We start from the raw sequence: 21,015 nt of genomic DNA, 5'->3' as shown, positions 1-21,015 counted from the left end.
CCCCCCCCCCTCTCCCCCGCAGAGGGGGGAGGGAGAAGCCTGCGCATCGCGCTCGGCAGAGTCGAAGAAGCGTCCAGACGACGAACGACACGACACGACCCGTAACGAAGGAACCGGCCCATGCTCAGGTTCATGATCCAACGAAGTCTCGTCGCCATCGCGGTCGCCGTGACGGTGTCGGTGGCGAGCTTCATGCTGCTGCACCTTTCCGGTGACCTCGCCGCCGCCATTGCCGGCCCCGAGGCCACCTCCGCCCAGGTGGAGGCGATCCGGGTCCAGTACGGGTTGAACCAGCCGATGCTGGCGCAGTTCGCCGCCTGGGCCTGGAAGGCGCTGCATTTCGATTTCGGCAATTCGTTCTATTTCCGGGAAAGCGTGGTCGACCTCCTCGCCTCCCGCATGCCGATCACCCTGTTCCTCGGCGTGGTGGCGCTCACCGTCGCCCTGTTCGTGGCGATCCCGCTCGGCGTGCTGGCGGCGGTGAAGCGCGACACCTGGATCGACCGGCTCGCTCTGTCGGTCTCGGTGCTGGGCCAGGCGATGCCGAGCTTCTGGTTCGGCCTGACGCTGATCATGGTCTTCTCGGTGAACCTGCGCTGGCTGCCCGTCTCGGGCAACACGACCTGGAAACACTTCGTGCTGCCGGCCATCGCGCTCGGCTACTACGCCATGCCCGCCGTGATGCGGCTCACCCGCAACGGCATGCTCGAAGTGCTGGCCTCCGACTACGTGCGGACGGCCCGCGCCAAGGGCCTGCCCCCGCGAAAAATCCTGATCCGGCACGCCTTGCGCAACGCCGTGATCCCGGTGATCGCACTGGCCGCCGTGCAGTTCGGCTTCATGCTTGGCGGCTCCATCGTGATCGAAGCGGTGTTCTCACTCCAGGGGCTCGGGCAGCTCGCTTGGGAGAGCATTGCCCGCAACGACTTCCCCGTGGTCCAGGCGATCGTGCTGGTCCTGGCGATGATCTACATCGCCTTGACCCTGGCCGCCGACCTCCTCAACGCCTTCCTCGATCCCCGGCTGCGCCAATGACCCTTCAGCCGTCCTCCTCCCCGGTGGCTCCCACCCTTCCCTCCGCCGACATTCTGGTCCAGGCCGCTCCCCTGCCCGAGGCGAACGCGCCGCTCGCCGCGTCGCGTTCGCCCACCGCGCTCGCCCTCCGGCGCGGCCTCCACCACGGCGGCTTCATGATCGGCGCGGTGATCCTCGGCGGGATCGTCCTCGCGGCTTTGGCCGCGCCCCTGATCGCCCCGCACGACCCCTATGCCCAGGACGTCTCGCGCCGCCTGATCCCGCCGATCTGGAACGCGAAGGGGACGTGGGACCACGTGCTCGGCACCGACAAGCTCGGGCGCGACTATCTCAGCCGCCTGATCTACGGCAGCCAGATCTCCCTCCTCATCGGGATCGCGGCGGCCTGCATCTCCGGCCTGATCGGCACCGTGCTCGGCATCTGCGCCGGCTATTTCGGCGGCAAGGTCGACGCGGTGGTGAGCTACATCGTCACCACGCGCCTCGCCATGCCGGTGGTGCTTGTGGCTTTGGCCATGGCCTCCCTCGTGGGCGGCTCGCTCAAGGTGGTGGTCCTCGTCCTCGGCTTCCTGCTGTGGGACCGCTTCGCCGTGGTGACGCGAGCCGCCACCCGCCAGATCCGCGACCAGGACTTCATCGCGGCGGCCCGCGCCTCGGGCTTCTCGAATGCCCGGATCCTGTTCCAGGAGATCCTGCCCAACATCTTCAACGCCCTCATCGTCGTGGCGACCCTGGAGATGGCGCATGCGATCCTGCTGGAAGCGGCCCTGTCGTTCCTCGGCCTGGGCGTCCAGCCGCCCCTGCCCTCCTGGGGGCTGATGATCGCCGAGGGCAAGCCGTACATGTTCTTCCAGCCCTGGGTCATCACCATCCCGGGCGTCGCCCTCCTCGTCCTCGTGCTCGCCATCAACCTCCTCGGCGACGGATTGCGCGACGTCACGGCCCCCGAGGGGCGGCGCTGAGCGCCCCCTTCCCTTCCATTCCCACCCGACACCGAGCGGATCTATGTCCCGACACGATGCGATCGCGCGCGCCGCGCGCCACTACGACGAGGGCGACTTCCTCAGCGTCCTGCACGATGCCGTCGCCCGCCCCACCGAGAGTCAGACCACCGGGCAATTGCCGGCGCTCCAGGCCTACCTCACCGACTTCCTCATGCCCGCCATCGCGCCGCTGGGCTTTACCGGCCGCATCCTCGACAATCCCGACGGCGAGCACGGCCCCTTCCTCATCGCCGAGCGGCACGAGGGCGACGCCCTGCCCACCGTGCTGATCTACGGCCACGGCGACACCGTGCGCGGCTATCCCGAACAGTGGCGCGCCGGCCTCGACCCGTGGGCGATCGTCGTCGAGGGGGACCGCTGGTACGGCCGTGGCACCGCCGACAACAAGGGCCAGCACATCATCAATCTCGGTGCGCTCGAGGCGGTGATGGCGGAGAGAGGCGGGCGCCTCGGCTTCAACACCAAGCTCCTCATCGAGATGGGCGAGGAATCCGGCTCGCCGGGCCTGCGCGATCTGTGCCGTGCCGAAGCGCGGGCTCTCGCCGCCGACGTGCTCATCGCCTCGGACGGGCCACGGGTGAGCGCGGAGCGCCCCACACTCTTCCTCGGCTCGCGCGGCGGTTACACGTTCGAGCTCGTCGTCAACCTGCGCGAGGGCAGCCATCATTCCGGCAATTGGGGCGGCCTGTTGCGCAACCCCGGCACGGTGCTGGCCAACGCCATCGCGACCCTGGTCGACGGGCGCGGCACGATCCTCCTCGATGCCCTGCGACCGCCCGCCATCCCCGAGGGCGTGCGCGCGGCGCTGTCGGACATCGCGGTGGGGACCGACCCCACCGCGCCGACGATCGACGAGGAGTGGGGCGAGCCCGGCCTCACGGCGGCCGAGCGCGTCTTCGGCTGGAACACCCTCGAAGTGCTGGCCTTCAAGACCGGCGACCCGGACGGCCCGCTCAACGCCGTGCCGCCCCACGCCAAGGCGACGCTGCAGCTCCGCTTCGTCGTCGGCACCGACTGGGAAGGCCTGATCCCGGCCGTGCGCGCCCATCTCGACGCGAAGGGCTTCCCCATGGTCGAGGTGCGGGCCACCCGCTCCGAGGTGTTCCGCGCCACCCGGCTTCCCGTGGAAGATCCCTGGGTCGGCTGGGCTCTGGCCTCCATCGAAGCCAGCACGGGCAAGCGCCCGGCCCTGCTGCCCAATCTCGGCGGTTCTCTGCCCAACGACGCCTTCTCCGAGATCCTCGGTCTGCCGACCCTGTGGGTGCCGCATTCCTACCCGGCCTGCCTCCAGCACGGGCCGGACGAGCACCTGCTCGGGCCGATGAGCCGGGAGGCGCTGATGCTGATGGCCGGCCTGTTCTGGGATCTCGGCGAGACCGGACCCGGCATCCTGGCCCAGCGCGACGCGAAACGGGGAACCTGACCATGAGCGAGCCTGTCGTCAGCATCCGCAACCTCACCCTGGCCCTGCCGAAGGGGGCGGACCGGCCGCATGCGGTGGAGGATCTCTCCCTCGACCTGATGCCGGGCAAGATCCTGTGCGTCGTCGGCGAATCGGGCTCGGGCAAATCCATGAGCGCCTATGCGCTCACCGGCCTGCTGCCGCGGGCCCTGACGCCGGTCGCCGGCAGCATCGTCTTCGAGGGCCGCGATCTGCTCACCCTCGGCGAGCGCGACTGGCGGTCCTTGCGCGGGCGCCGCATCGCCATGGTGTTCCAGGAGCCGATGACGGCCCTCAACCCGGTCATGCGGATCGGCGACCAGATCGCCGAGATGTTCGAGGCGCACGGCCTCCTCACCCCGGCCGAGCGGAAGGCCAAGGTCATCGCGCTCGCCACCGAAGTCGGCCTGCCCGATCCGGCGCAGATCGTGCGCGCCTATCCGCATCAGCTGTCGGGCGGCCAGCGCCAGCGCGCGATGATCGCCATGGCTCTGGCGCTGGAGCCGTCGATCCTCGTCGCCGACGAGCCGACAACGGCGCTGGACGTCACCACCCAGGCGCAGATCCTGAAGCTCATCCGCGACCTGCAGCGGCGGCGGGGCATGAGCGTCCTGTTCATCACCCACGATTTCGGCGTCGTCGCGGACATCGCCGACCATGTGGCGGTGCTCCAGCGCGGCAAGCTGGTGGAATCGGGCTCCGCCGACGAGGTGTTGAGGAACCCGCAGCATCCCTACACCAAGGCGCTGCTGGCGGCGGTGCCGAGCATCGTGCCCCCGGAGCGCGACTCACGGGAGGGCGCGCCCATCGCCCTCTCGGCTATCGGCCTGACGAAAACCTACACCTCGCGCCGGGGGCTGTTCGGGCCGCCGCGCATCGTCCACGCGGTCAAGGAGGTGGCGTTCGACGTCCGGCGCGGCGAGACCCTGGGGCTCGTCGGCGAATCGGGCTCGGGCAAATCCACCACGGCGCGCCTCGCCATCCGGCTCATCGACCCCGACCGGGGCACCGTCCGCCTCGGCGCGCTGGATTACACGGCGCTGGGACCGCGGGTGCTTCGCACCGAGCGCAAGCGCATCCAGATGATCTTCCAGGACCCCTTCGCCTCCCTCAACCCGCGCCGGACGGTGGAGCAGATCATCACCGCCGGGCCGATCGCCCATGGCATTCCGGCCCGCGAGGCCAGGGCGCGGGCGCGCGAACTGCTCGATCTCGTCGGCCTGTCGCCGAGTGCCGCCGAGCGCTATCCCAACGCCTTCTCCGGCGGGCAGCGCCAGCGTATCGGCATCGCCCGGGCGCTCGCCATGGAGCCCGACGTGCTGGTGGCCGACGAAGCCGTCTCGGCCCTCGACGTGTCGGTCCAGGCCCAGGTGCTCGATCTCCTCGAGGATCTGAAGCAGCGCCTGAACCTCGCGATGCTGTTCATCACCCACGACCTGCGTGTCGCGGCCAAGATCTGCGACCGGATCGCGGTGATGCATCGCGGGGAGATCGTCGAACAGCGGCGGACCGCGGATCTGTTCCGCCGGCCGGACCATCCCTACACGCGCGATCTGCTCTCGGCCGTGCCGGGATTGCAGATGGATGGGGCCTGAGGCGCGAGGGGCGCTACTTGCGCCAGGCGTCGATCCAGGAGGTCACCGGGTCGACCACGTAGGACAGGAGCGAGGTGGCCCAGCCCCTCGCCCTCGCGCCGATCGATGGCTTGCCCTGCCGACGGGCCTCGGCCTCGGCTGCCTGGGCCACCAGCATTGCCGAGACGTACTGGTTCTCCAGGGATTTGCACTCGGCCAAAGCCGCTTTCTGCGCGGCTTGGGTCGCCAACCCGGCGGGTTGCCCGGAGAAGGCCTGCCGCACGCATTTGTGCCAGCGCCGTTCGAGGAGATCGAGATCGACCCCGGCAGCCGGCGCCTCCTGCGCCATCGCCTCCTGAACCATGGCACCGGCCGATGCGGCGATGCCCGCCATGAAGGCAGCCGCCATCAGGGCATGAGGCGTCGCCCGGCGCCCTGGTCGCGGATAGGTGGTCGGCCGAGGCTCGCTAGCGGGCAAGCGCCCGCGTCTCGTCGAGGACGGCTTCCACTGCGGCGATCGCATTTTCCAGCTCCGCGATGCGGCGCAGCGTGCTGTCGGCCGGCATCGTGTCGTGCTCCGCCGCTTCCAGGATCAGGGCGCGCTGGCGAGCTTTGAGACGGTCCAGGAGAGATTCGAGCTTAGGCATGAGCCGCACTTAACCGGGCATTGCGCGATGGACAACATTTGTTTGCATCAAAATTGGCGTCTTGTTGGTGGAAACAGAGCCTGAAACACAAGATTCCATCGGAGTGTGGCCAAGATGAAATAACGGCTGCGTATTTCACCTCCGTCATGGGGCATCCGGCGAGGGCGGCTCCGATTCGGCGCTGAACCTTTCCCACGGCCGCGGGTTCACAAAGCCTCGAGGCAACCCCCGGAACCCGTGATCATGTCGAAGACGATGTCCGCCGACTTCAAGAGCCGCCGCGATGCCGAGACCGCAGTCGAGCACATCGTCCAGGAACACGGGATCGATCGGAGCGCCGTGACCATCGCCCCCGCCGGCGACGACAACACTGCCGGGACCGAGGCGGCGCGGGCCGATATCGAGGATGGCCGTCTCAAGGAAGGCACCGAGGGCGAGCCCGCCCTCGAAGGCGAGATCCGCGTCACCGTCGCGTTCGATGACGGGCTCACCGAGAAAGTGATGACGTCCTTCGAAACCTATGGCGGACGCGCGATCGACGCCGCCTGATCCGGCTCGTCGATCAGTGCTGTGACGGTCCAGCCGGACCGGAATCCTGCGGGAGGCCGGCGGTGAGCCACAGCTTGAGGGCGTCGAAGGTCGAACGGGCGCCCTCGATCACGGTGTCCGCTGGGCCTTCCTCGCCGGATCGGTCGAGGAAGGCTCGAAACGAGGCCCACATCGCCCCCGTGTCCCGCTTGCCGTAGCCCTCGTAATAGGCGCACCCGCCCGAGGCGATCTCCGCCCCGAGGCTGCGGCGGATGTGGTGGGCGATGACCTGTCCGCCCAGGGTCGAGCCTTCCGTGACGTAGAGCGCGCCGAGAAGCCCGGGACGCGTGTGGAAGCCGGTGCCCGCCGTAAACCGCGGCAGCGCCTCGATCATGTCCTGGGTCAGTCCGAAATGGACGAGATCGCGCTCCAGCAGATGCAGCTTGCCGCGCGGCTGCGCGAACGCGGGGCCGAAGCGTGCGGCGACGGCGGGCTCGAAGACCCGATGGAACCCCCACCAGCGGGTGAGGAGAGCGAGGTAGCCCTCCCGCGTCGCCATCCGCCGCCGCCAGTCGAGCCGGAGTTCCAGATCCTCATGGCTGTCGCGCGTCTCCTCCCGAAGCCGTTCGCTCAATGCCGGATGCGCGAGATCGGCGGAGGCGTTGGCTGCTCCCATCACGGACGGCCGGCCGGCTCGGGCGCGCCGATCGAGGCGGTCATGATCACCCTCAATCCCGGATGGTTGTTGGTGTTCTCGATGGTGCCGCCGAGGCGGTCGACCATGGCATTGAGCATCCGCGTTCCGAAACCGCTCCGCGTGCCGGTCTTGCCCCGGCCCTGATCGGCGACGATCAGCCGGAACCGGTTGCGATGCTGTTCGAGGCTGATGGCGATCGGCCCGACGGCACCGGCATAGGCGTATTTGTTGGCGTTGATGACGAGCTCGGTCAGGATCAGCCCGATGCTCACGGCGGCATCGGTGGGAATGGTCACGGGGGCGAAATCGGTGCTGAACTGCTCCGCCCAGTCGGGCCCCATCGACGATCTCATCTCTGTGACGAGATCCTCGAGGTAGCGCGCGAGATCGATCATCTCGACATTGTCGTCGCTGTAGAGCCGCCGGTGGACCAGGGCCACGGCGGACAGACGGCGCTGCGCTTCGCCCAGGGAATTGCTGAGATCCGCATTGCCCTCCGCTCTCGCCTGCAGGGATAGGAAGGCCGAGACGAGCTGAAGGCTGTTCTGGACGCGGTGGTTCACTTCCTTGATCAGGTAATCCTTCTGGACCAGCAGGCTTTCCTTGTCCGCCACGGTGGCGGCGAGTTCGCGGTTGAGTTCGCGGATGCGCCGGGTCTGGCGCGCCTCGTACAACTCACGCACGATGCGCTGCGCCGCCTCGATTTCGGGCAGGGTCCAGGGCTTGGCATGGCCGTGGACCTCCTCGGTCCAGGCTTCGAAGGAGGCGCGGGGGCTCAGGGTGTCGCCGACGGCGACGGCGGCCTTGTGCGGGTTGCCCGCCCAGTTCACGAGCTCGATCTGCTCGGCCCGGAACCACATCAGGATGATCGGCTCATCCCCCGACAGGACCACGGCCAGGAGACCGCTCGCAAGGGCGCGATAGGCAGCCGCGCGCGGGAACTGCTTGCTGAGGGCGTGGGTGTGGAGGGCCTGCGCCCCGCCCACCGTCCGCACCCAGGCCGCGATCTCGCGCAGATCGGCCTCCTCGGCGCAGCGCCCGGTACGGTGGAGATCCCTGCCCTGCAGGATGGCGAAGCCGTCGGCCCCGAGCATGCGGCGCAGGTCCTCGCTCGTCTCGACCAGGATGTTGGAGAGGGGCGCTTCGCCCAGAACCTTTCCGGAGACCACGTCCTCGGCGCTGCGGAGCTGCAGCCGCTCGCGGTAATCCTCGGCTTCCTCCCGCGACCTGATCTGGCGCGCGACGCTCCCCGCCAGGGCCTGGCAGGCCATCCGCTGTCCGAAGGCGAGGGTGCGGGGCGTGCGGTGGTGGCAGGCGACGAGCCCCCACAGGATGCCGTCCTTGACGATGGAGATCGAGGCCGAGGCCGCCACGTCCATGTTGCGCAGATATTGAAGGTGGATCGGCGAGACGCTGCGCAGGTCGATGTCGCTGAGGTCGAGCCGGGACAGTTCCTTGGGCCGGATCGGCTGCGGCGCATAGGCGACGTCGGGGATCACGCGGACGCGGTTGCGGATGTAGAGCGCGCGGGCCTGTTTTGGGATGTCGGAGGCCGGGAAATGGTGATGCAGGAAGCTGCCGAGTTCGGGGACGCGGCTCTCCGCGATGACCACACCGGCATCGTCGTCGAGGAAGCGATAGACCATCACCCGGTCGAACCCGGTGACCTCGCGGAACGACGTCGCGGCCCGTTCACACAAGGTCTTGAGGTCGGCGGCTCGCTCCAGCGCGCTCCCGGCGCGGTCGAGCCAACTGAGCAGGCTGGTGGCATCGGTCCATTGGGCAGCTTGGGGCTCGAGTTGCACCAGCCATTGGCCGTCTTGGAAGCGGGCGGTGGCATCCATCGCCGCGCGCAGGCCCTCGACCTGCCCGATCACGATGGTCTCGTCCTGCGGCGCGTCGAGAAGGAGAGCGGCATGGGACGCGCCGAGGAGTTCGGACAGCGTCCGGCCGGTCCATTCCGTGGCCAGCATTCCCTCGATGTCGCCCGCGCCACCGACCACCCTCTGGTCTTCGACGCCCGCGACCAGCAGGAGCCCGTGAGGCTGGATCGCCCCGGGAATATGGATCGGCTCGCGGTCGCAGACGGTCAGGTCGGGACCGAGATCCGAAACGTCGCCGTCCTGACGAGGATCCAGGGCCGGATCGGCCGTCCGGGGGGCACTCAGTTGCGTCATACGTCCATTCTGTAGCGTCTGCGGGCAGTCGGAAGCCTGAACGGCCGCCCTCTCGAAACACCTGAGCCGCGTCTCCGGAGAAAGATCTTCCGCTGACGGCTAACGGGGGCGGTTCGCTGAGACCATCCCGCAGCGTAGAGGCACGCTGGGGGAGGGCATCCATCGACCGCCGAAGATGGACGGGGATTTATCTAGTGACTCTATGCAGCTTTGCCATATCGACGCCACACATAGTTTTCCCACCGGCTATGTGTGCTTTCATACAAACAGGATTGTGTTGATCGGAGCTTGCCTGGACTGATAGGGACGACTTGCCCGGATCGATCCCACTCTCGATCCTGCTTACGCTTCCATGAGCACCGACACGTGGGCGGCGACCGAATCGCCGAGCCCCTTCAGGTCGTAGCCGCCCTCCAGCAGCGACACGATCCTGCCGTCGCAGGTGCGGCCGGCGATCTCCATCACCTGGGCCGTGGCCCAGGCGAAATCCTCGGCCTCCAGCATCAGGTTAGCCAGGGGATCGCGCCAATGGGCGTCGAACCCGGCGGAGATGACGATGAGGTCGGGTTTGAACGCCTCGAGACGGGTGAGGATGCGGCTTCGCATCGCCTCCTTGAAGGCGTCGCCGTCGGCGAAGGGCTTGAGCGGCGCGTTGACGATCGTGCCGTGCTCGCCCTCCTCGGAGACCGCACCGCTGCCGGGATAGAGCGGCATCTGGTGGGTCGAGCAGAACAGCACCGACGAGTCGGACCAGACGATGTCCTGCGTGCCGTTGCCGTGATGCACGTCCCAATCGACGATGGCCACGCGCTCCGCCCCGTGCACCGTCCTGGCGTGAAGGGCGGCGATCGCCGCGTTGTTGAAGACGCAGAAGCCCATCGCCTTGGTGCGCTCCGCGTGATGCCCCGGCGGCCGCATCGCCGAGAAAGCGTTGCGGGCCGCGCCCGTCATCACGAGGTCGACGCCCTGCACCGCGGCGCCGACGCCGCGCAGGACGCAATCCATGGTGCCGGGCGAGAGCACCGTATCCGAATCGAGATGGGCGAGGCCCTCGCTCGGCACCGAGCGGAGGATGGCGCGGACCCATTCCTCGGGATGGGCGAGGAACACCGCTTCGAGGGCGGCGGCCTCGGGCGAGCGACGGTCGAGGCCGGCAAAGTCCGCCGTGCCCAGGGCCTCCTGAACCGCCTTCATGCGTTCCGGCCGCTCGGGATGTCCGTGCGGCGTGCGGTGCTCCAGCGAAGCCGCGTGATGGAACAGGACGGTCATCGGACATCTCCCCTCGTCAAATTGGCATCAGGTATACCAGTTTGGACGAGGGATGACAGGAGCGGGAGTTAGGTCCTCAGGTGTCGGAGGGCGTCGGCGTGGAGGCCGGCATTGGCCGCGGCCACGACCCGTCCGTCGAAGGCGGGCGTCAGGGCTCGTCCGTCCCAGTCGGTGATCACCCCGCCCGCCCCTTCCACCACCGGCACGAGGGCCATCACGTCGTAGATCTGGAGCCCCGCTTCCACCACGAGATCGCAATGACCACTGGCGAGGAGGCCGTAGGCGTAGCAATCGCCGCCGAAGCGGCGCAGGCCGACTGCCTCGCTGAGCCGGGCGAAGGCTTCCGAATCTCTTCCTGCGAAGATGTCCGGGGAGGTGGCGAACAGGCGGGCCTCGGACAGGTGCCTGTCGCTGGTCCGGGCGGGCCGACCGCCGAACCACGCGGCCTCGCCGGTGCCGCACCAGCGCTCACTTAGCGCCGGCATGTCGATGACGCTGACGATCGGCCGCCCGTCCGCGACCAGGGCGATGAGCGTGCCGAACAGGGGCATGCCGGTGATGAAGCTCTTGGTGCCGTCGATCGGGTCGATCACCCAGGTGAGCGGCCGCTCGAAATCGCCGCCCTCCTCCTCACCGAGGATGCCATGGTCGGGATAGACGCTGCGGATCTCGGCGCGCAGCAGGGATTCGATGGCGCGGTCGGCGGCGGTGACCGGGCTCGCATCGGCCTTGGCTTCCACCGGCAGTTCGGTGCGGAAATAGTGCCGGGCGAGCGGCGCGGCGAAATCGGCGAGGCGATGGGCGAAGGCGAGGAAATCCGCCTTCGTCGCCGCGTTCCCGGCCGGGGGCGACCCTGCGTCCATGCTCATCACAGGCGCTTCAGCCAGAGCGGCCAGTCGGGATGGTGGAACAGGGTTCGGGCCCGCATGTGCTTCCAGGTTCCGTATTTGTAATAGTCGAAATCGAGGGTGGAGACGGCCTCCTGGATCATCGCCCAGGTCGCCCATTTGAGATCGCCGAGCGCCTTCAGGACAGCGATCCGCGCGTCGATTGCGGGGGTCCAGCGGCCGAAATAGGCCTCGATCATCTCGCGCTCGATGAGGTCGGGGAACGCCATCTCGTCGAACCAGAGGGCGAGCTCGTAGGCGCGCTCGTTGTTGGAGGCGTATTCGAAATCGACCAGCAGGACATTGTCGGCCGCGTCGATCATGAAGTTGCCGGCGAGCGTATCGTTCATGCACGGCACGAGATCGAGGCCGGAGGCCGTCATCGCCGCCTTCGCCTCGGCTACGCAGCGCATCAGATGGGCCTGGTCGGCGGGAAGTCGGCCGCCCACCTCCGCCACCTGGACCACATGCTCCTCGATCATTTCGAAGATCGTCTTCGTCAGCCCGAGCGGCGCGGAATCGTTGAACGCCTTGAGGGCGCGCACGGCGTTATGGCGCAGAGCGGGGCGCAGGAAGTCGAGATTCGAGGAGGCGCGGTAGCCCTCGACGAAGGCGAAGATCTCGACGCCGGCATCGGGCAGGTAGTCGATGACCTCGACGCCGTAGCCGCAGGCATGGGCGCGGCGGCTGGCTTCGTTGGCATGGTCGCGGGTGATGAACATCTCCGTGCCGCGACCGGGCATCTTCACGAAGACATCCCGCGCGTCCCCGATGGCGACGTGCCAATTGGTGTTGCTGATCCCGCCCGCCACCGGCCGGTAGCGCATCGGCCGGCCCTGCCAGGAGGCGATGCCGGCCAGCACGCCTTCCAAGGCGCGCTCGCCCTCGCTGATGCCGTCGCCCAAGCCTGTCCAGCTCATCGCCGTTCGGTGCCTCCCGTCTCGAATGCCCGTGTCACAGCCGGCGCAGCCAGCTTTCGAAGTCACGTGCGCCGATGGTCGTGCGCGCATGCAGGAGCCGCCAGGTTCCGTATTTGTAGAACTCGATCCCGCTCCGCGCCGAGGTGACCGCGCGGGTGACGCCCCAGAGGCCGCCCATCACGTCGTCGACGGCGCCGTAGAGGCGGCAGCGATTGTAGAGACGCTCGTCGAACCGGCCGGCGTAATGCTCCACCGCCTCGCGCCGCTCCGGCTCGAAGGCGCAGGCCTCGTTGAGGAGGGCGCCGACGTCGAACCAGGGGTCGTTGTCGCCGGCGAGATCAAAATCGACGAGGCGGACCTCGCCCTCCCCGATCATGACGTTCGAGGCGAGGCCGTCGTTGTGGCAGAAGGCGAGGTCGATCCCCGACGCGTGGATGGCCTCGCGGATGAGGGCGGCGATGGCGACGAGGCGGTCGGTCCCGTCGGGAAGCGGCGCGCCGGCGGCACGGGCCTCGGCGGCGAGGCTGTCGATCCGTGCGAAGGGGCAGACGCGATGGCCGAGACGACCGTCGCCATGGAGGCGCGCCTTGGCATCCAGCACCTTGGCCAGGATCGTCCTGTCCTGAAGGTCGCCGACGCGGGCATAGCGCCAGGGCTCGGGCAAGTAGGCGAGGCCGAGCGCCCCGTCCGCCTCGAAGATCACCTCCGGGGCAATTCCGAGGCGTGCGGCCTTGCGGGCCGCCTGCCCGGCCACGGGCGTCACGTCGTCCGCCATGTCGGCGTGGCGGAGCTTGAGGAAGACGGGCTCGCCCTCGCGGAACGCGACCCGGACGCAATCCGAGGCCACGGCCCGGTGGGTCGGGGATGCCACGGGCGCTGCGGCCAGCCCATAGCGAGGCTGGCGCGCGACCCAATCGGCCCGCGTGGCGATGACGGCCTCGACGCGGTGGTCGAAAGCGGTACCGGCCTCGCCGTAGGCTATCATCGCTCCCCTCCGAACGCGTCGTTCGGCCGCCTGACGAGCAAGGCCCGTTCCGGAGATCCGCCGGCGCGGCAGAGGCGCCATGCGGCGCGCAAGGCCACCGAGAGCCCGGCTTCGAGATCGGCCGTCCGCGTCAGCTCGGCCTCGTTATGCGCGATGCCGTCAACGCTGGGCACGAAGACGATGCCGGTCGGGCACAGGCCGAGCAGGCTGATCGCGTCGTGGCCGGCCACGGTATCCATGCGCAGCGACCGCAGGGACGCCTCCTCGGCGCAGGTCGAGACGAGATCGCACACGGCCTCCGGCAGGCTGCGGATCGGCCGCAGGGTCCGGCCGGTGATCGCCGCCACGACGCCGGCGCGCTCCGCCGCCTGCGTGATCGCCGCCTCCGCCAAGAGGCTCGCATCGGTGAGCAGGGCATTGTCGGCCGAGCGCAGCTCCACGCTGAGCTCCACCCGCGCGGGGACCACGTTGGGGGAATTCGGCTCCACCAGGATGCGTCCCACGGAGGAATGGAAGCGGCCGGGCCAGCGCTCGGCGATCTCCCTCACCTCCGCGATGAGATAGGCGGCGGCGAGCAGCGCGTCGCGCCGGCGCCGCATCGGGGTCGGGCCGGTATGGGCCTGCTCGCCGGTGAAGACCACGTCGATCTTCGCCGCCCCCCAGTTGCGGGTGACGATGCCGATGCTCGCCTTCGCCTTCTCCAGGACGAGGCCCTGCTCCACGTGAAGTTCGAGATAGCAGGCCGGGAGCGGCGGCGGGCGGTCGGTGCCGAGGAACCCGATCCCGCCCAGGGCCTCGCGCAGGGTGATGCCGGCATCGTCGCGGGAGGAGAGCGCCTCCTCGATCCTACGCGCCCCGGCATAGGTGCCGCTGCCGAGAAGACTCGGCCGGAAGCGCGCGCCCTCCTCGCCGGTCCAGTTCACCGCGCAGAAATCCGCGCCGAAGGTCTCGCCCGCCCGCCGCGCCTGCATCAGGACGGCGCCGATGCCGGCGGCCGCGACCACGCCGTAGGTCCCGTCGAAGCGGCCGGCCTTGGGCTGGCTGTCGAGATGGGAGCCCATCATTACCAGGGGGGCGCCGGGACCGTCCGCGAGGCGGAACATCGCGAACTGGTTGCCGACCCCGTCGACGAGGATCTCGGCGCCGGCCTCGCGGGCGGCCTCGGCGAAGAGGCGACGGGCCTGCCCGTCCTCGGCCGAGGCGCAGAGCCGGGTGATGCCGCCGCCCGGCGTCGCCCCGCAGGCGGAGATGTCGGCAAAGAGCGCGTGGAACGCGCGGGCTGCCGCTGCCGTGTCAGGAACTGATGAGATCGATGTCATGCTGGGTGAAATGATCCAGGAACGGCTGCGGCGGCGGCCGGTCGGTGACGAGGGTGAGCCGTTCCGAGAGCCCGAAGGTGCAGAGGTTGGCCTGACGCCCGAACTTGCGGGAATCGGCCAGAAGCACGCTCTGGCGCGCCTGGCCCCGGAGCACCTTGCGCAGGGCGGATTCGTGCTCCTCGTAATCCATCCAGCCATGGGTGAGGTCGCAGGCCGCGATGCCCATGAAGGCGAGGTCGAAATAGAACCGCTGCGCGTAGGCGACCGTCTCGTAGCCGACGAGGGCGTTGTCCCGCGCCCGCAGCATCCCCGGCGTCAGGTTCACCCGTGCGGGACCGCTGCCGAGATGGAGCGCCACGTCGATGGAATTCGTCGTCACCGTGAGGTTGCGGCCGCTGAGGCGCCGGGCGAAGGCGAGGGTCGTGGTGCCGGTATCGATGAAGATCGACATCCCGTCGCGGATCAGCACCTCGGCATTGGCCGCTACTTTCGCCTTCTCGCGCGGGTTGGTCTTGCCCCGCTCCTGAAGCGGCCGGTCCTGGTCCAGGCGGGGCGGCACCGCGCCCCCGTGGATACGCCGCAGGACGCCGCGCTCCTCCAGCACCTTGAGGTCGCGCCGGATGGTCTCCTCGGAGACCCTGAGATAGGCGGCCACGTCCGAGACGCCGACCCGACCCGTCCCGTTCAGGCGGGACAGGATCTCCTGATAGCGGTGGTCGGTCAGCATCGGCGTCGGCGTCTCCCCAATCCGCCGAAGAGTAGCGATTTTGGTGAGCCGAGGCCGCAGGAAAACGCGTGTCCCGCAGGGTGTTTCCCACGGAGATTGCAATCGCGTCGCTCATACCAGGGGAAGCCGTCGTCGATGTCGGTTTCCCGCAACCTCCGGCGATAGGGAGCCGCGCTGGAGCCGGATGAGCGGGATCGGGCAGATCCAACGCGTCGGCCTGTCCTGTCCGATTGATCATGCCGCCAGAATCACGCTGCCTGAGCCGAGATGACGAAGGTGCCGGTGCCGCTTTCCATGAACACACGTCACGGCCGGACATCATCGGAAAGGTCCCCGGCGCAGGCCGCCTGTCAATCTGATTCTGACCGGTTTGTGGGATTTATGCGTATTTGCCTGAATTTTCTGCCTTCTGCCATCTGTGGGATCACACATGCCCGTTTCCGTGCCGACCTTATCCCTTCGGCACCGGCATGTCCGCCGCTTCAGGTTTCTTGACCATGCTTCTTCTGGTTGAGCATCAGTCATTCAGCGTCGAGAACGCAATCTGCCGGTGTTGTCCAAAGAATTCGGGTGAGACATGGAACTTTTCTTGAGTGCGCTCCCTGATGTGGCATTGGCCTTGCTGAACCCTCCCAATCTCACAATTCCCCGCGCCTGGGCTCCTTCGACGAGCACGAGACCCGAAAGGCGCGGGGAACAGCAGCAGGGAGACGTTCGACCATGCCGACAGACGCGACAGGAAGACCCGGAAGCGCCGCCTTCGCGCGCCCGGCTCGCCGCACCGGGCTTCCGGTTCTGCTGGGCGGTGCGTTCCTCGCCGCGGGCATGCTGTCCGCCGAGGCTCAGACCGCCTCGCCCGTCGGCGAACTCAATAATCAGACGCAGCCGCGCACCGACCGGGACATCGCCTCGAAACCCGCCGATCCCGTACGCACCGGGCCCCTCGCGCCCTGGGCCACCGACATGGCGGCGCGGGGACTGACCTTCGACGTCAACATCTACGACTTCTACCAGGCCAATCCGAGCGCCGGCCTGCGCACCGGCGAGCAATCGAACGCCGCCTATTTCGTGCTCAGCATGACGGCCGACATGCAGAAGCTCGCCGGCATCGCCGGCGGCTCGATCAACTTCACGCAAACGTTCTTCGGCCTCGTGCGCAACCTGAACATGGCCGGTGACATCGGCGACACCACGGTGGGCTACCAGCCGCCCTACACGCCCAACAGCACCCGCCTCTCGCTGCTGACCTACCAGCAGAAGCTCCTCGACGACCGCCTCGTGGTCGAGGTCGGCCGCACCCATCCCGACCGTTATTACGGCCTGCCGCCGTGCAACTCGATCAATTCCTGTTTCCAGGACATGTTCTACTTCAATGCCGGCTTCACCTCGCCGCTCTTCGGCGTCTGGGGCGCCAACATCGCCTACAAGCTCTCGCCGACCACCTATATCCAGGCTGGCGCCTTCAGCGTGAACCCCAACACCAACGTCCTGTCTGGGTATGATTTCGGCTACGAGCGCCTGTCCGGCGCCGTCGTGATGACCGAGATCGGGCGCAAGACCGACTACACGATGGAGGCCTATCCCGGCCGCGTCTCGCTCACCGGCTTCTACAACACCGCCGACCACGACGATAACTTCAAGACCATCGCCGGCACCTCGAAGGGCCTCAACCCGGGCACCCCGTCCCTGCAGAAATCCGGCACGTCGGGCGTCGTCCTCACCGGCACGCAGACCCTATGGCGGGCCGATGGCGGAAGCGATGCGAGCAACCCGCATCCCACCGCGATCTCGGCCTATACCGGCACCGGCTACGCCTTCGACCCGACGATCCCGATCCGCTTCAACTCCTTCGCCGGCCTGCTGCTGTCGGCGCCCGACCAGGGCCGGCCCAACGACACCTACGGCATCAAGGCCAATTGGCAGCGGCTGAACCAGAACTATGCCGACTTCCTGTCGGATGCGAACTTCATCTCGGGCGGCACCGGCGAACCCTATTCGCGCGACAAGTTCGTGTTCGAGGTCAACGCCCATTTCGATCTCGGCGCGGGCGTCATCCTCGAGCCGGTGGTCCAGTACGTCGTCAACCCGAATTCCTACTACAACCCCTATACGGCGCGCCGCGCCAAGGACGGGTTCTACGGCGGCTTCACCCTCGTCGTTCCCCTCGGAACGCTGCTGGGCCTCGCGCCGGGCTAGGCTCTTGGAGGCCTGCGGCTCCAATTTCGTCCGACAGCCGGTTCCGTTCGCGCGGAGCCGGCTTTTTCGTCCCCGGCGCCTCGCCGATGCGGTGTCCGACCGCTTGCGCAAAACAGCGTATGGCGGATCGCGCCGTCTCCCGGCATCGAGGGGCGCACCCTCTCCAGGAATTCGCCATGCCCGCCGTCGACGCCCTCTACCGCTATCCGATCAAGGGTCTGTCGGCCGAGGCGCTGACAAGCATGAGCGTGACCCCAGAGGCGGGGCTCGCCCATGACCGGGAATACGCCCTGGCGCTGGGGACCACCCTGTTCGACCCGGACAAGCCGGAGCCCCTGGACAAGGGCTTCTTCCTGATGCTGCGTAACAACACGGCGCTGGCGGCTCTCACGACGCGGCTCGACCCCGAAAGCCACTGCCTGACGATCCGGCGCGAGGGGGAGGAGGTGTTTGCCGCCGACCTCTCCACGGAGGCCGGGCGCGCCGGGACGGAGGCGTTCTTCGCCGATTATCTCGGCGAGGAAACGCGCGGGCGGCCCCGCCTCGTGCGGGCCGAGAACCACAAGTTCACCGATGCCAGCGTGCTCTCGCCGGTGATGATGCGCGCGATCTCGGTCGTGAACCTCGCCTCGGTGCGGGCGCTCTCCGAGGCGACGGGGCGGGAGCTCGACCCCCTGCGCTTCCGTGCCAACATCCATCTCGTCGGTCTGGAGCCGTGGCAGGAACTCGATTGGGTCGGGCGCGAGGTCAGCATCGGCCCGGTGCGCCTGCGCGGCCTCGCCCGCACACCGCGCTGCGGCGCCGTCAACGTGAACCCGGCGACCGCCGAGCGGGACGCCAACCTGCCCAAGGCGATCAAGCAGCATTTCGGGCATGTGGACCTCGGGATCTATTGCGAGGTCGTCGAGGGCGGGACGATCGCCACGGCGGATGGTGTTGCCCTTGGGTAAGGGTTTTTCCTCCCCCTATGGAATCCTCGATTCACAGGATTCACTAATCTGCCCGATTGCTCTTCCCTCTATCCGAGAGGGTTCGACGCGACGGGTCCCCTCTCCTTCCAGGAGAGGGTTGGGGTGAGGTGTGGTCCATCTCCGGAGAGGTCACACACCTCACCCTGTCCCTCTCCTTCCAGGAGAGGGGACCCGCGCTGCCCACGAGATGTGTGAATAGCGGAGCGTAGGGGGAGGAGGGCCTCGGGTGGGGCGCGCGCCTGCCCTCAGCCTGCGGTCACCAGGCTCGGCGCCTTGCGGTAGCCGGTGGCCGCCTCGAAGGCATAAGCGTAGGCGAGGAGGTCGGCCTCGCTCCACATCCGGCCCACGAAGATCAGGTTGAACGGCGAGCCGCTCGCATAGGCCCCGGCCGGCAGCGTCACGCCGGGTAGGCCGGCGATGTTGATCTCGCACACCGTGGTCTCGTTGATGGCGAGGTCGCCATGCAGCGGCGGCAGTTCGTTGCGCATCTGCGGGAAGACCAGCCCGTCGAGCCCATGCTCGTCCATCACCTGGTTGAAGATGTCGAGGTAAGCCTCTCTGAGGGCAAGGAAGTCCGACAAATCGGGCGGGCGCGTCGGATCGGCCAGGATCGCCTCGAAGACCGGATACTGGTGGAGGTAGCGCAGCACGCCCCTGGGGCCGAACGCATCTTCCTCCGCCGTCGCCTCGGCGAAGGAAGCGACGCTGCGAAGCGCCGCGCTCGATCCGAGCCGCTGCAGGTAGAGGTGCAGGTCATACGGCACAGATTCCATGCCGCGGGCGTCGAAATAGTTCAGGCCCTCGGTGGGCTCGGCAAGCGCCGCGAAGCCCGTGCCGGCGAAGGGATCGGCGACGAGCGTGGCGCCGCAGGCGGTGATCTCGCTCTGTGCCCGCGCATATAGCTCCGTCGCCTCCGGCGAGAGCGGCAGGTCGCGCCAGCCGGGTCCGAACAGGCCTAGGCGCTTGCCCTGGAGCCCGTTCCGGTCGAGTTTCGAGGTGTAGCCGCCCTTGGGCCGCTTGCCGATGCCGGCAACCGTCTTGGGATCGGCGGCGGTGTAGCCGGCCAGCACGTCGAGGGTCAGCGCCGCGTCGCGCACGCAGCGGGCGATGGGGCCGACCACGTCGCGGGTGCTGCCGGCCAGGGGCACCACGCCGGCATTGGGGACGAGGGCGAAGGTCGGCTTGATGCCGACCAGCCCCTGGGCCGAGGCCGGGTTCTGGATCGAGCCGCCGGTCTCCTCGGCGAGGCCGAGCACCGCGAGGCTGGCGCCCACCGCCGTGGCCGTGCCGGCGCTGCTGCCGCCGGGCAGGCAATCGGGCGCCGCCGAATTCAGGGTCGGTCCGGCCCAGCTGTCATTGGCGTGGCTGCCGGTGGCGCTGAGAACGGGGACGTTGGTCTTGCCGAGCATGACGCAGCCGGCCGCCCGCATCCGCGCCACGACGGGCGAGTCGGTCTCGGGGATCAGATCGACGCCGCCGGCCTTGGCGCTGAGGAAGCGCCAGCCCGCCGTGGTCGGCAGCCCGGCCATGTCCATCGGGTCCTTGATGACCACCGGCACGCCGGCCAGCGGTCCCAGCGTCTCGCCGGCGGCGCGGCGCGCGTCGATGGCGCGGGCATCGTCCAGCGCCTGCGGGTTCATGACGATGATCGCGTTGTAATGCGGGTTGTAGGCGGCAATCCGGTCGAGGAAGGCCAGGGTCAGCGCCTCCGAGGTGACGCCGCTGGCGAAAGCGTCGGCCACGTCGGCGAGGGTCATCTCGACGATGTCGAGGTCGGGAATTGGGGTCGGGGCGGCGGCCATCGCGGGACGTCTCCTTGGTGGGAAGGGAAATTGGCGTGTGGGACGGGATGGGGCGGGCGGCCTCATTCCATCCCGACGAACTCCTCGATCATCGCCCGGTCGCGGGCGATCTCGGGCGGGATCTCGCGGGTGACGACGCCCTTCTGCAGGATCAGCACCCGCTCGGAGAGGCCGGCGATGAAGGTGAGGTTCTGCTCGACGAGGAGGATCGTCAGGCCGCGTGCCCGGCCGATGGCCTGCAGCGTCTCGATGATCTCCTCGATGATCGAAGGCTGGATCCCCTCCGTCGGCTCGTCGAGGAGGAGGATGCGGGGATTGCCGCAGAGACAGCGGGCCAGCGCCAGCAATTGCTGCTCGCCTCCAGAGAGCGCCCCGCCCGGCCGGTCGAGATAGGCTTTGAGCCGGGGGAAGACACCGAGGATGTCCGCGATGGTCTCGTCCTCGTCCCTGTCGGAGAGGAGGCAGCCCATGCGCAGGTTCTCGCGCACGCTCAAGGTCGCGAAGATCTCCCGCCCCTGCGGCACGAACCCCATGCCGAGCCGCGCCCGCGCCGTGGGCGAGCGCCGGGCGATGTCCTCGTCCCCGAGGCGGATGCGGCCGGCGGTGACGGGCAGGTAGCCCATCAGGGTGCGCAGCAGGGTCGTCTTGCCCATGCCGTTATGGCCGAGGATGCCCACGAACTCGCCCTCCCCCACGGTGAGCGAGACGCCGCCGAGGATCGGGATGCGGCCGTAGCCGGAATGCAGGCCCTCGACGGCGAGGAGCGCGGGCCGTGCCGCCGTCGCCACGGCATTCGGGCAGGTGGAGAGCGGGATGGGGTCTATCGCGTTCATCGG

Annotated in this window: 19 protein-coding genes; 7 read left to right on the top strand and 12 right to left on the bottom strand. The window is 68.5% G+C overall.

The annotated features are described in order from the left end of the window. Positions 1–120 precede the first annotated feature (120 nt). The 4 genes from FPV16_RS16510 to FPV16_RS16495 are packed head-to-tail and all read left to right on the top strand — an operon-like array spanning position 121 to position 5,075. Positions 121–1,035 (top strand): ABC transporter permease, encoded by a 915-nt coding sequence (locus tag FPV16_RS16510; RefSeq protein ID WP_227439476.1) that lies wholly within the window; start codon positions 121–123, stop codon positions 1,033–1,035. After that, positions 1,032–1,997, top strand: a complete 966-nt coding sequence (locus FPV16_RS16505) for an ABC transporter permease (RefSeq protein WP_227439475.1) — start codon at positions 1,032–1,034, stop codon at positions 1,995–1,997. Before FPV16_RS16510 ends, FPV16_RS16505 begins: the two co-directional genes overlap by 4 nt. Before the next feature lie 43 nt (positions 1,998–2,040). Beyond that, the gene (locus FPV16_RS16500; protein ID WP_227439474.1) at positions 2,041–3,462 is read left to right on the top strand and encodes a M20 family metallopeptidase; all 1,422 of its coding nucleotides are present in this window, start codon (positions 2,041–2,043) and stop codon (positions 3,460–3,462) included. Positions 3,463–3,464: 2 nt separating this feature from the next. Further along, a complete protein-coding gene (locus FPV16_RS16495) occupies positions 3,465–5,075 on the top strand; it encodes an ABC transporter ATP-binding protein (RefSeq protein ID WP_227439473.1) in 1,611 nt (536 codons plus the stop codon). Between the two features lie 13 nt (positions 5,076–5,088). On the opposite strand, the gene FPV16_RS16490 is transcribed toward FPV16_RS16495, so the two are convergent. Together FPV16_RS16490 and FPV16_RS16485 are read right to left on the bottom strand one after the other, a co-directional pair. Then, positions 5,089–5,463, bottom strand: coding sequence for a hypothetical protein (locus FPV16_RS16490; protein WP_227439472.1), 375 nt, complete (start codon positions 5,461–5,463; stop codon positions 5,089–5,091). Positions 5,464–5,521: 58 nt separating this feature from the next. After that, positions 5,522–5,701, bottom strand: coding sequence for a hypothetical protein (locus FPV16_RS16485; protein ID WP_056250959.1), 180 nt, complete (start codon positions 5,699–5,701; stop codon positions 5,522–5,524). Positions 5,702–5,944: 243 nt separating this feature from the next. Here FPV16_RS16485 and FPV16_RS16480 point away from each other — a divergent pair, with 243 nt between their 5' ends. Next, entirely contained in the window at positions 5,945–6,250 is a 306-nt protein-coding gene (locus FPV16_RS16480; protein WP_056250956.1) for a hypothetical protein, read from the top strand. A gap of 13 nt (positions 6,251–6,263) precedes the next feature. Here the strand turns inward: FPV16_RS16480 and FPV16_RS16475 are convergent, their stop codons facing one another. The 8 genes from FPV16_RS16475 to FPV16_RS16440 all read right to left on the bottom strand — a co-directional run bounded on the left by FPV16_RS16475 (position 6,264) and on the right by FPV16_RS16440 (position 15,210). Continuing rightward, positions 6,264–6,905: a biliverdin-producing heme oxygenase gene (locus FPV16_RS16475; RefSeq protein WP_227439471.1), complete on the bottom strand. Its 642-nt coding sequence runs from the start codon at positions 6,903–6,905 to the stop codon at positions 6,264–6,266. Further along, positions 6,905–9,103, bottom strand: a complete 2,199-nt coding sequence (locus tag FPV16_RS16470) for a histidine kinase dimerization/phosphoacceptor domain -containing protein (RefSeq protein WP_227439470.1) — start codon at positions 9,101–9,103, stop codon at positions 6,905–6,907. The genes FPV16_RS16475 and FPV16_RS16470 overlap by 1 nt, the downstream gene beginning before the upstream one ends. 342 nt (positions 9,104–9,445) lie before the next feature. Then, positions 9,446–10,372 (bottom strand): histone deacetylase family protein, encoded by a 927-nt coding sequence (locus FPV16_RS16465; RefSeq protein WP_227439469.1) that lies wholly within the window; start codon positions 10,370–10,372, stop codon positions 9,446–9,448. Between the two features lie 68 nt (positions 10,373–10,440). Beyond that, complete coding sequence (gene hisN / locus FPV16_RS16460; protein ID WP_413629312.1) at positions 10,441–11,235, bottom strand: histidinol-phosphatase; 795 nt, start codon at positions 11,233–11,235, stop codon at positions 10,441–10,443. Between the two features lie 5 nt (positions 11,236–11,240). Beyond that, on the bottom strand, positions 11,241–12,179 hold the full coding sequence (locus FPV16_RS16455; RefSeq protein ID WP_227439467.1) for a choline kinase family protein: 939 nt from the start codon (positions 12,177–12,179) through the stop codon (positions 11,241–11,243). Positions 12,180–12,213: 34 nt separating this feature from the next. Further along, entirely contained in the window at positions 12,214–13,164 is a 951-nt protein-coding gene (locus FPV16_RS16450) for a phosphotransferase family protein (RefSeq protein ID WP_227439466.1), read from the bottom strand. Beyond that, positions 13,161–14,483: a Zn-dependent hydrolase gene (locus FPV16_RS16445; RefSeq protein ID WP_227439465.1), complete on the bottom strand. Its 1,323-nt coding sequence runs from the start codon at positions 14,481–14,483 to the stop codon at positions 13,161–13,163. Before FPV16_RS16445 ends, FPV16_RS16450 begins: the two co-directional genes overlap by 4 nt. Next, positions 14,458–15,210 carry a DeoR/GlpR family DNA-binding transcription regulator gene (locus FPV16_RS16440; RefSeq protein ID WP_227439464.1) on the bottom strand — a complete coding sequence of 251 codons (753 nt, stop codon included), beginning with the start codon at positions 15,208–15,210 and terminating at the stop codon, positions 14,458–14,460. The genes FPV16_RS16445 and FPV16_RS16440 overlap by 26 nt, the downstream gene beginning before the upstream one ends. A 720-nt stretch (positions 15,211–15,930) precedes the next feature. On the opposite strand from FPV16_RS16440, the gene FPV16_RS16435 reads away from it, so the two are divergent. Together FPV16_RS16435 and FPV16_RS16430 are read left to right on the top strand one after the other, a co-directional pair. After that, positions 15,931–17,406 carry a carbohydrate porin gene (locus tag FPV16_RS16435; RefSeq protein WP_227439463.1) on the top strand — a complete coding sequence of 492 codons (1,476 nt, stop codon included), beginning with the start codon at positions 15,931–15,933 and terminating at the stop codon, positions 17,404–17,406. 176 nt (positions 17,407–17,582) lie between these two features. Beyond that, positions 17,583–18,356, top strand: coding sequence for an MOSC domain-containing protein (locus tag FPV16_RS16430; RefSeq protein WP_227439462.1), 774 nt, complete (start codon positions 17,583–17,585; stop codon positions 18,354–18,356). Positions 18,357–18,622: 266 nt separating this feature from the next. Here FPV16_RS16430 and FPV16_RS16425 read toward each other — a convergent pair whose 3' ends face one another. Together FPV16_RS16425 and FPV16_RS16420 are read right to left on the bottom strand one after the other, a co-directional pair. Further along, the gene (locus FPV16_RS16425) at positions 18,623–20,179 is read right to left on the bottom strand and encodes an amidase (RefSeq protein WP_227439461.1); all 1,557 of its coding nucleotides are present in this window, start codon (positions 20,177–20,179) and stop codon (positions 18,623–18,625) included. 62 nt (positions 20,180–20,241) lie between these two features. Further along, a complete protein-coding gene (locus FPV16_RS16420) occupies positions 20,242–21,012 on the bottom strand; it encodes an ABC transporter ATP-binding protein (protein WP_227439460.1) in 771 nt (256 codons plus the stop codon). Positions 21,013–21,015: the final 3 nt, after the last annotated feature.

Source organism: Methylobacterium sp. W2 (assembly GCF_020662345.1).
In the GTDB taxonomy this organism is placed as follows: Bacteria; Pseudomonadota; Alphaproteobacteria; order Rhizobiales; family Beijerinckiaceae; genus Methylobacterium.
This window is presented reverse-complemented; position numbering and strand designations above follow the sequence as displayed.

What these genes read in the sequence shown, in the direction of transcription:
- hisN (WP_413629312.1), bottom strand. Translation starts at nt 11,235, where the DNA reads ATGGACGCAGGGTCGCCCCCGGCCGGGAACGCGGCGACGAAGGCGGAT.
- FPV16_RS16490 (WP_227439472.1), bottom strand. Translation starts at nt 5,463, where the DNA reads ATGGCGGCTGCCTTCATGGCGGGCATCGCCGCATCGGCCGGTGCCATG.
- FPV16_RS16510 (WP_227439476.1), top strand. Translation starts at nt 121, where the DNA reads ATGCTCAGGTTCATGATCCAACGAAGTCTCGTCGCCATCGCGGTCGCC.
- FPV16_RS16465 (WP_227439469.1), bottom strand. Translation starts at nt 10,372, where the DNA reads ATGACCGTCCTGTTCCATCACGCGGCTTCGCTGGAGCACCGCACGCCG.
- FPV16_RS16475 (WP_227439471.1), bottom strand. Translation starts at nt 6,905, where the DNA reads ATGGGAGCAGCCAACGCCTCCGCCGATCTCGCGCATCCGGCATTGAGC.
- FPV16_RS16435 (WP_227439463.1), top strand. Translation starts at nt 15,931, where the DNA reads ATGCCGACAGACGCGACAGGAAGACCCGGAAGCGCCGCCTTCGCGCGC.
- FPV16_RS16495 (WP_227439473.1), top strand. Translation starts at nt 3,465, where the DNA reads ATGAGCGAGCCTGTCGTCAGCATCCGCAACCTCACCCTGGCCCTGCCG.
- FPV16_RS16450 (WP_227439466.1), bottom strand. Translation starts at nt 13,164, where the DNA reads ATGATAGCCTACGGCGAGGCCGGTACCGCTTTCGACCACCGCGTCGAG.
- FPV16_RS16485 (WP_056250959.1), bottom strand. Translation starts at nt 5,701, where the DNA reads ATGCCTAAGCTCGAATCTCTCCTGGACCGTCTCAAAGCTCGCCAGCGC.
- FPV16_RS16445 (WP_227439465.1), bottom strand. Translation starts at nt 14,483, where the DNA reads ATGACATCGATCTCATCAGTTCCTGACACGGCAGCGGCAGCCCGCGCG.
- FPV16_RS16480 (WP_056250956.1), top strand. Translation starts at nt 5,945, where the DNA reads ATGTCGAAGACGATGTCCGCCGACTTCAAGAGCCGCCGCGATGCCGAG.
- FPV16_RS16500 (WP_227439474.1), top strand. Translation starts at nt 2,041, where the DNA reads ATGTCCCGACACGATGCGATCGCGCGCGCCGCGCGCCACTACGACGAG.
- FPV16_RS16430 (WP_227439462.1), top strand. Translation starts at nt 17,583, where the DNA reads ATGCCCGCCGTCGACGCCCTCTACCGCTATCCGATCAAGGGTCTGTCG.
- FPV16_RS16455 (WP_227439467.1), bottom strand. Translation starts at nt 12,179, where the DNA reads ATGAGCTGGACAGGCTTGGGCGACGGCATCAGCGAGGGCGAGCGCGCC.
- FPV16_RS16420 (WP_227439460.1), bottom strand. Translation starts at nt 21,012, where the DNA reads ATGAACGCGATAGACCCCATCCCGCTCTCCACCTGCCCGAATGCCGTG.
- FPV16_RS16505 (WP_227439475.1), top strand. Translation starts at nt 1,032, where the DNA reads ATGACCCTTCAGCCGTCCTCCTCCCCGGTGGCTCCCACCCTTCCCTCC.
- FPV16_RS16440 (WP_227439464.1), bottom strand. Translation starts at nt 15,210, where the DNA reads ATGCTGACCGACCACCGCTATCAGGAGATCCTGTCCCGCCTGAACGGG.
- FPV16_RS16425 (WP_227439461.1), bottom strand. Translation starts at nt 20,179, where the DNA reads ATGGCCGCCGCCCCGACCCCAATTCCCGACCTCGACATCGTCGAGATG.
- FPV16_RS16470 (WP_227439470.1), bottom strand. Translation starts at nt 9,103, where the DNA reads ATGACGCAACTGAGTGCCCCCCGGACGGCCGATCCGGCCCTGGATCCT.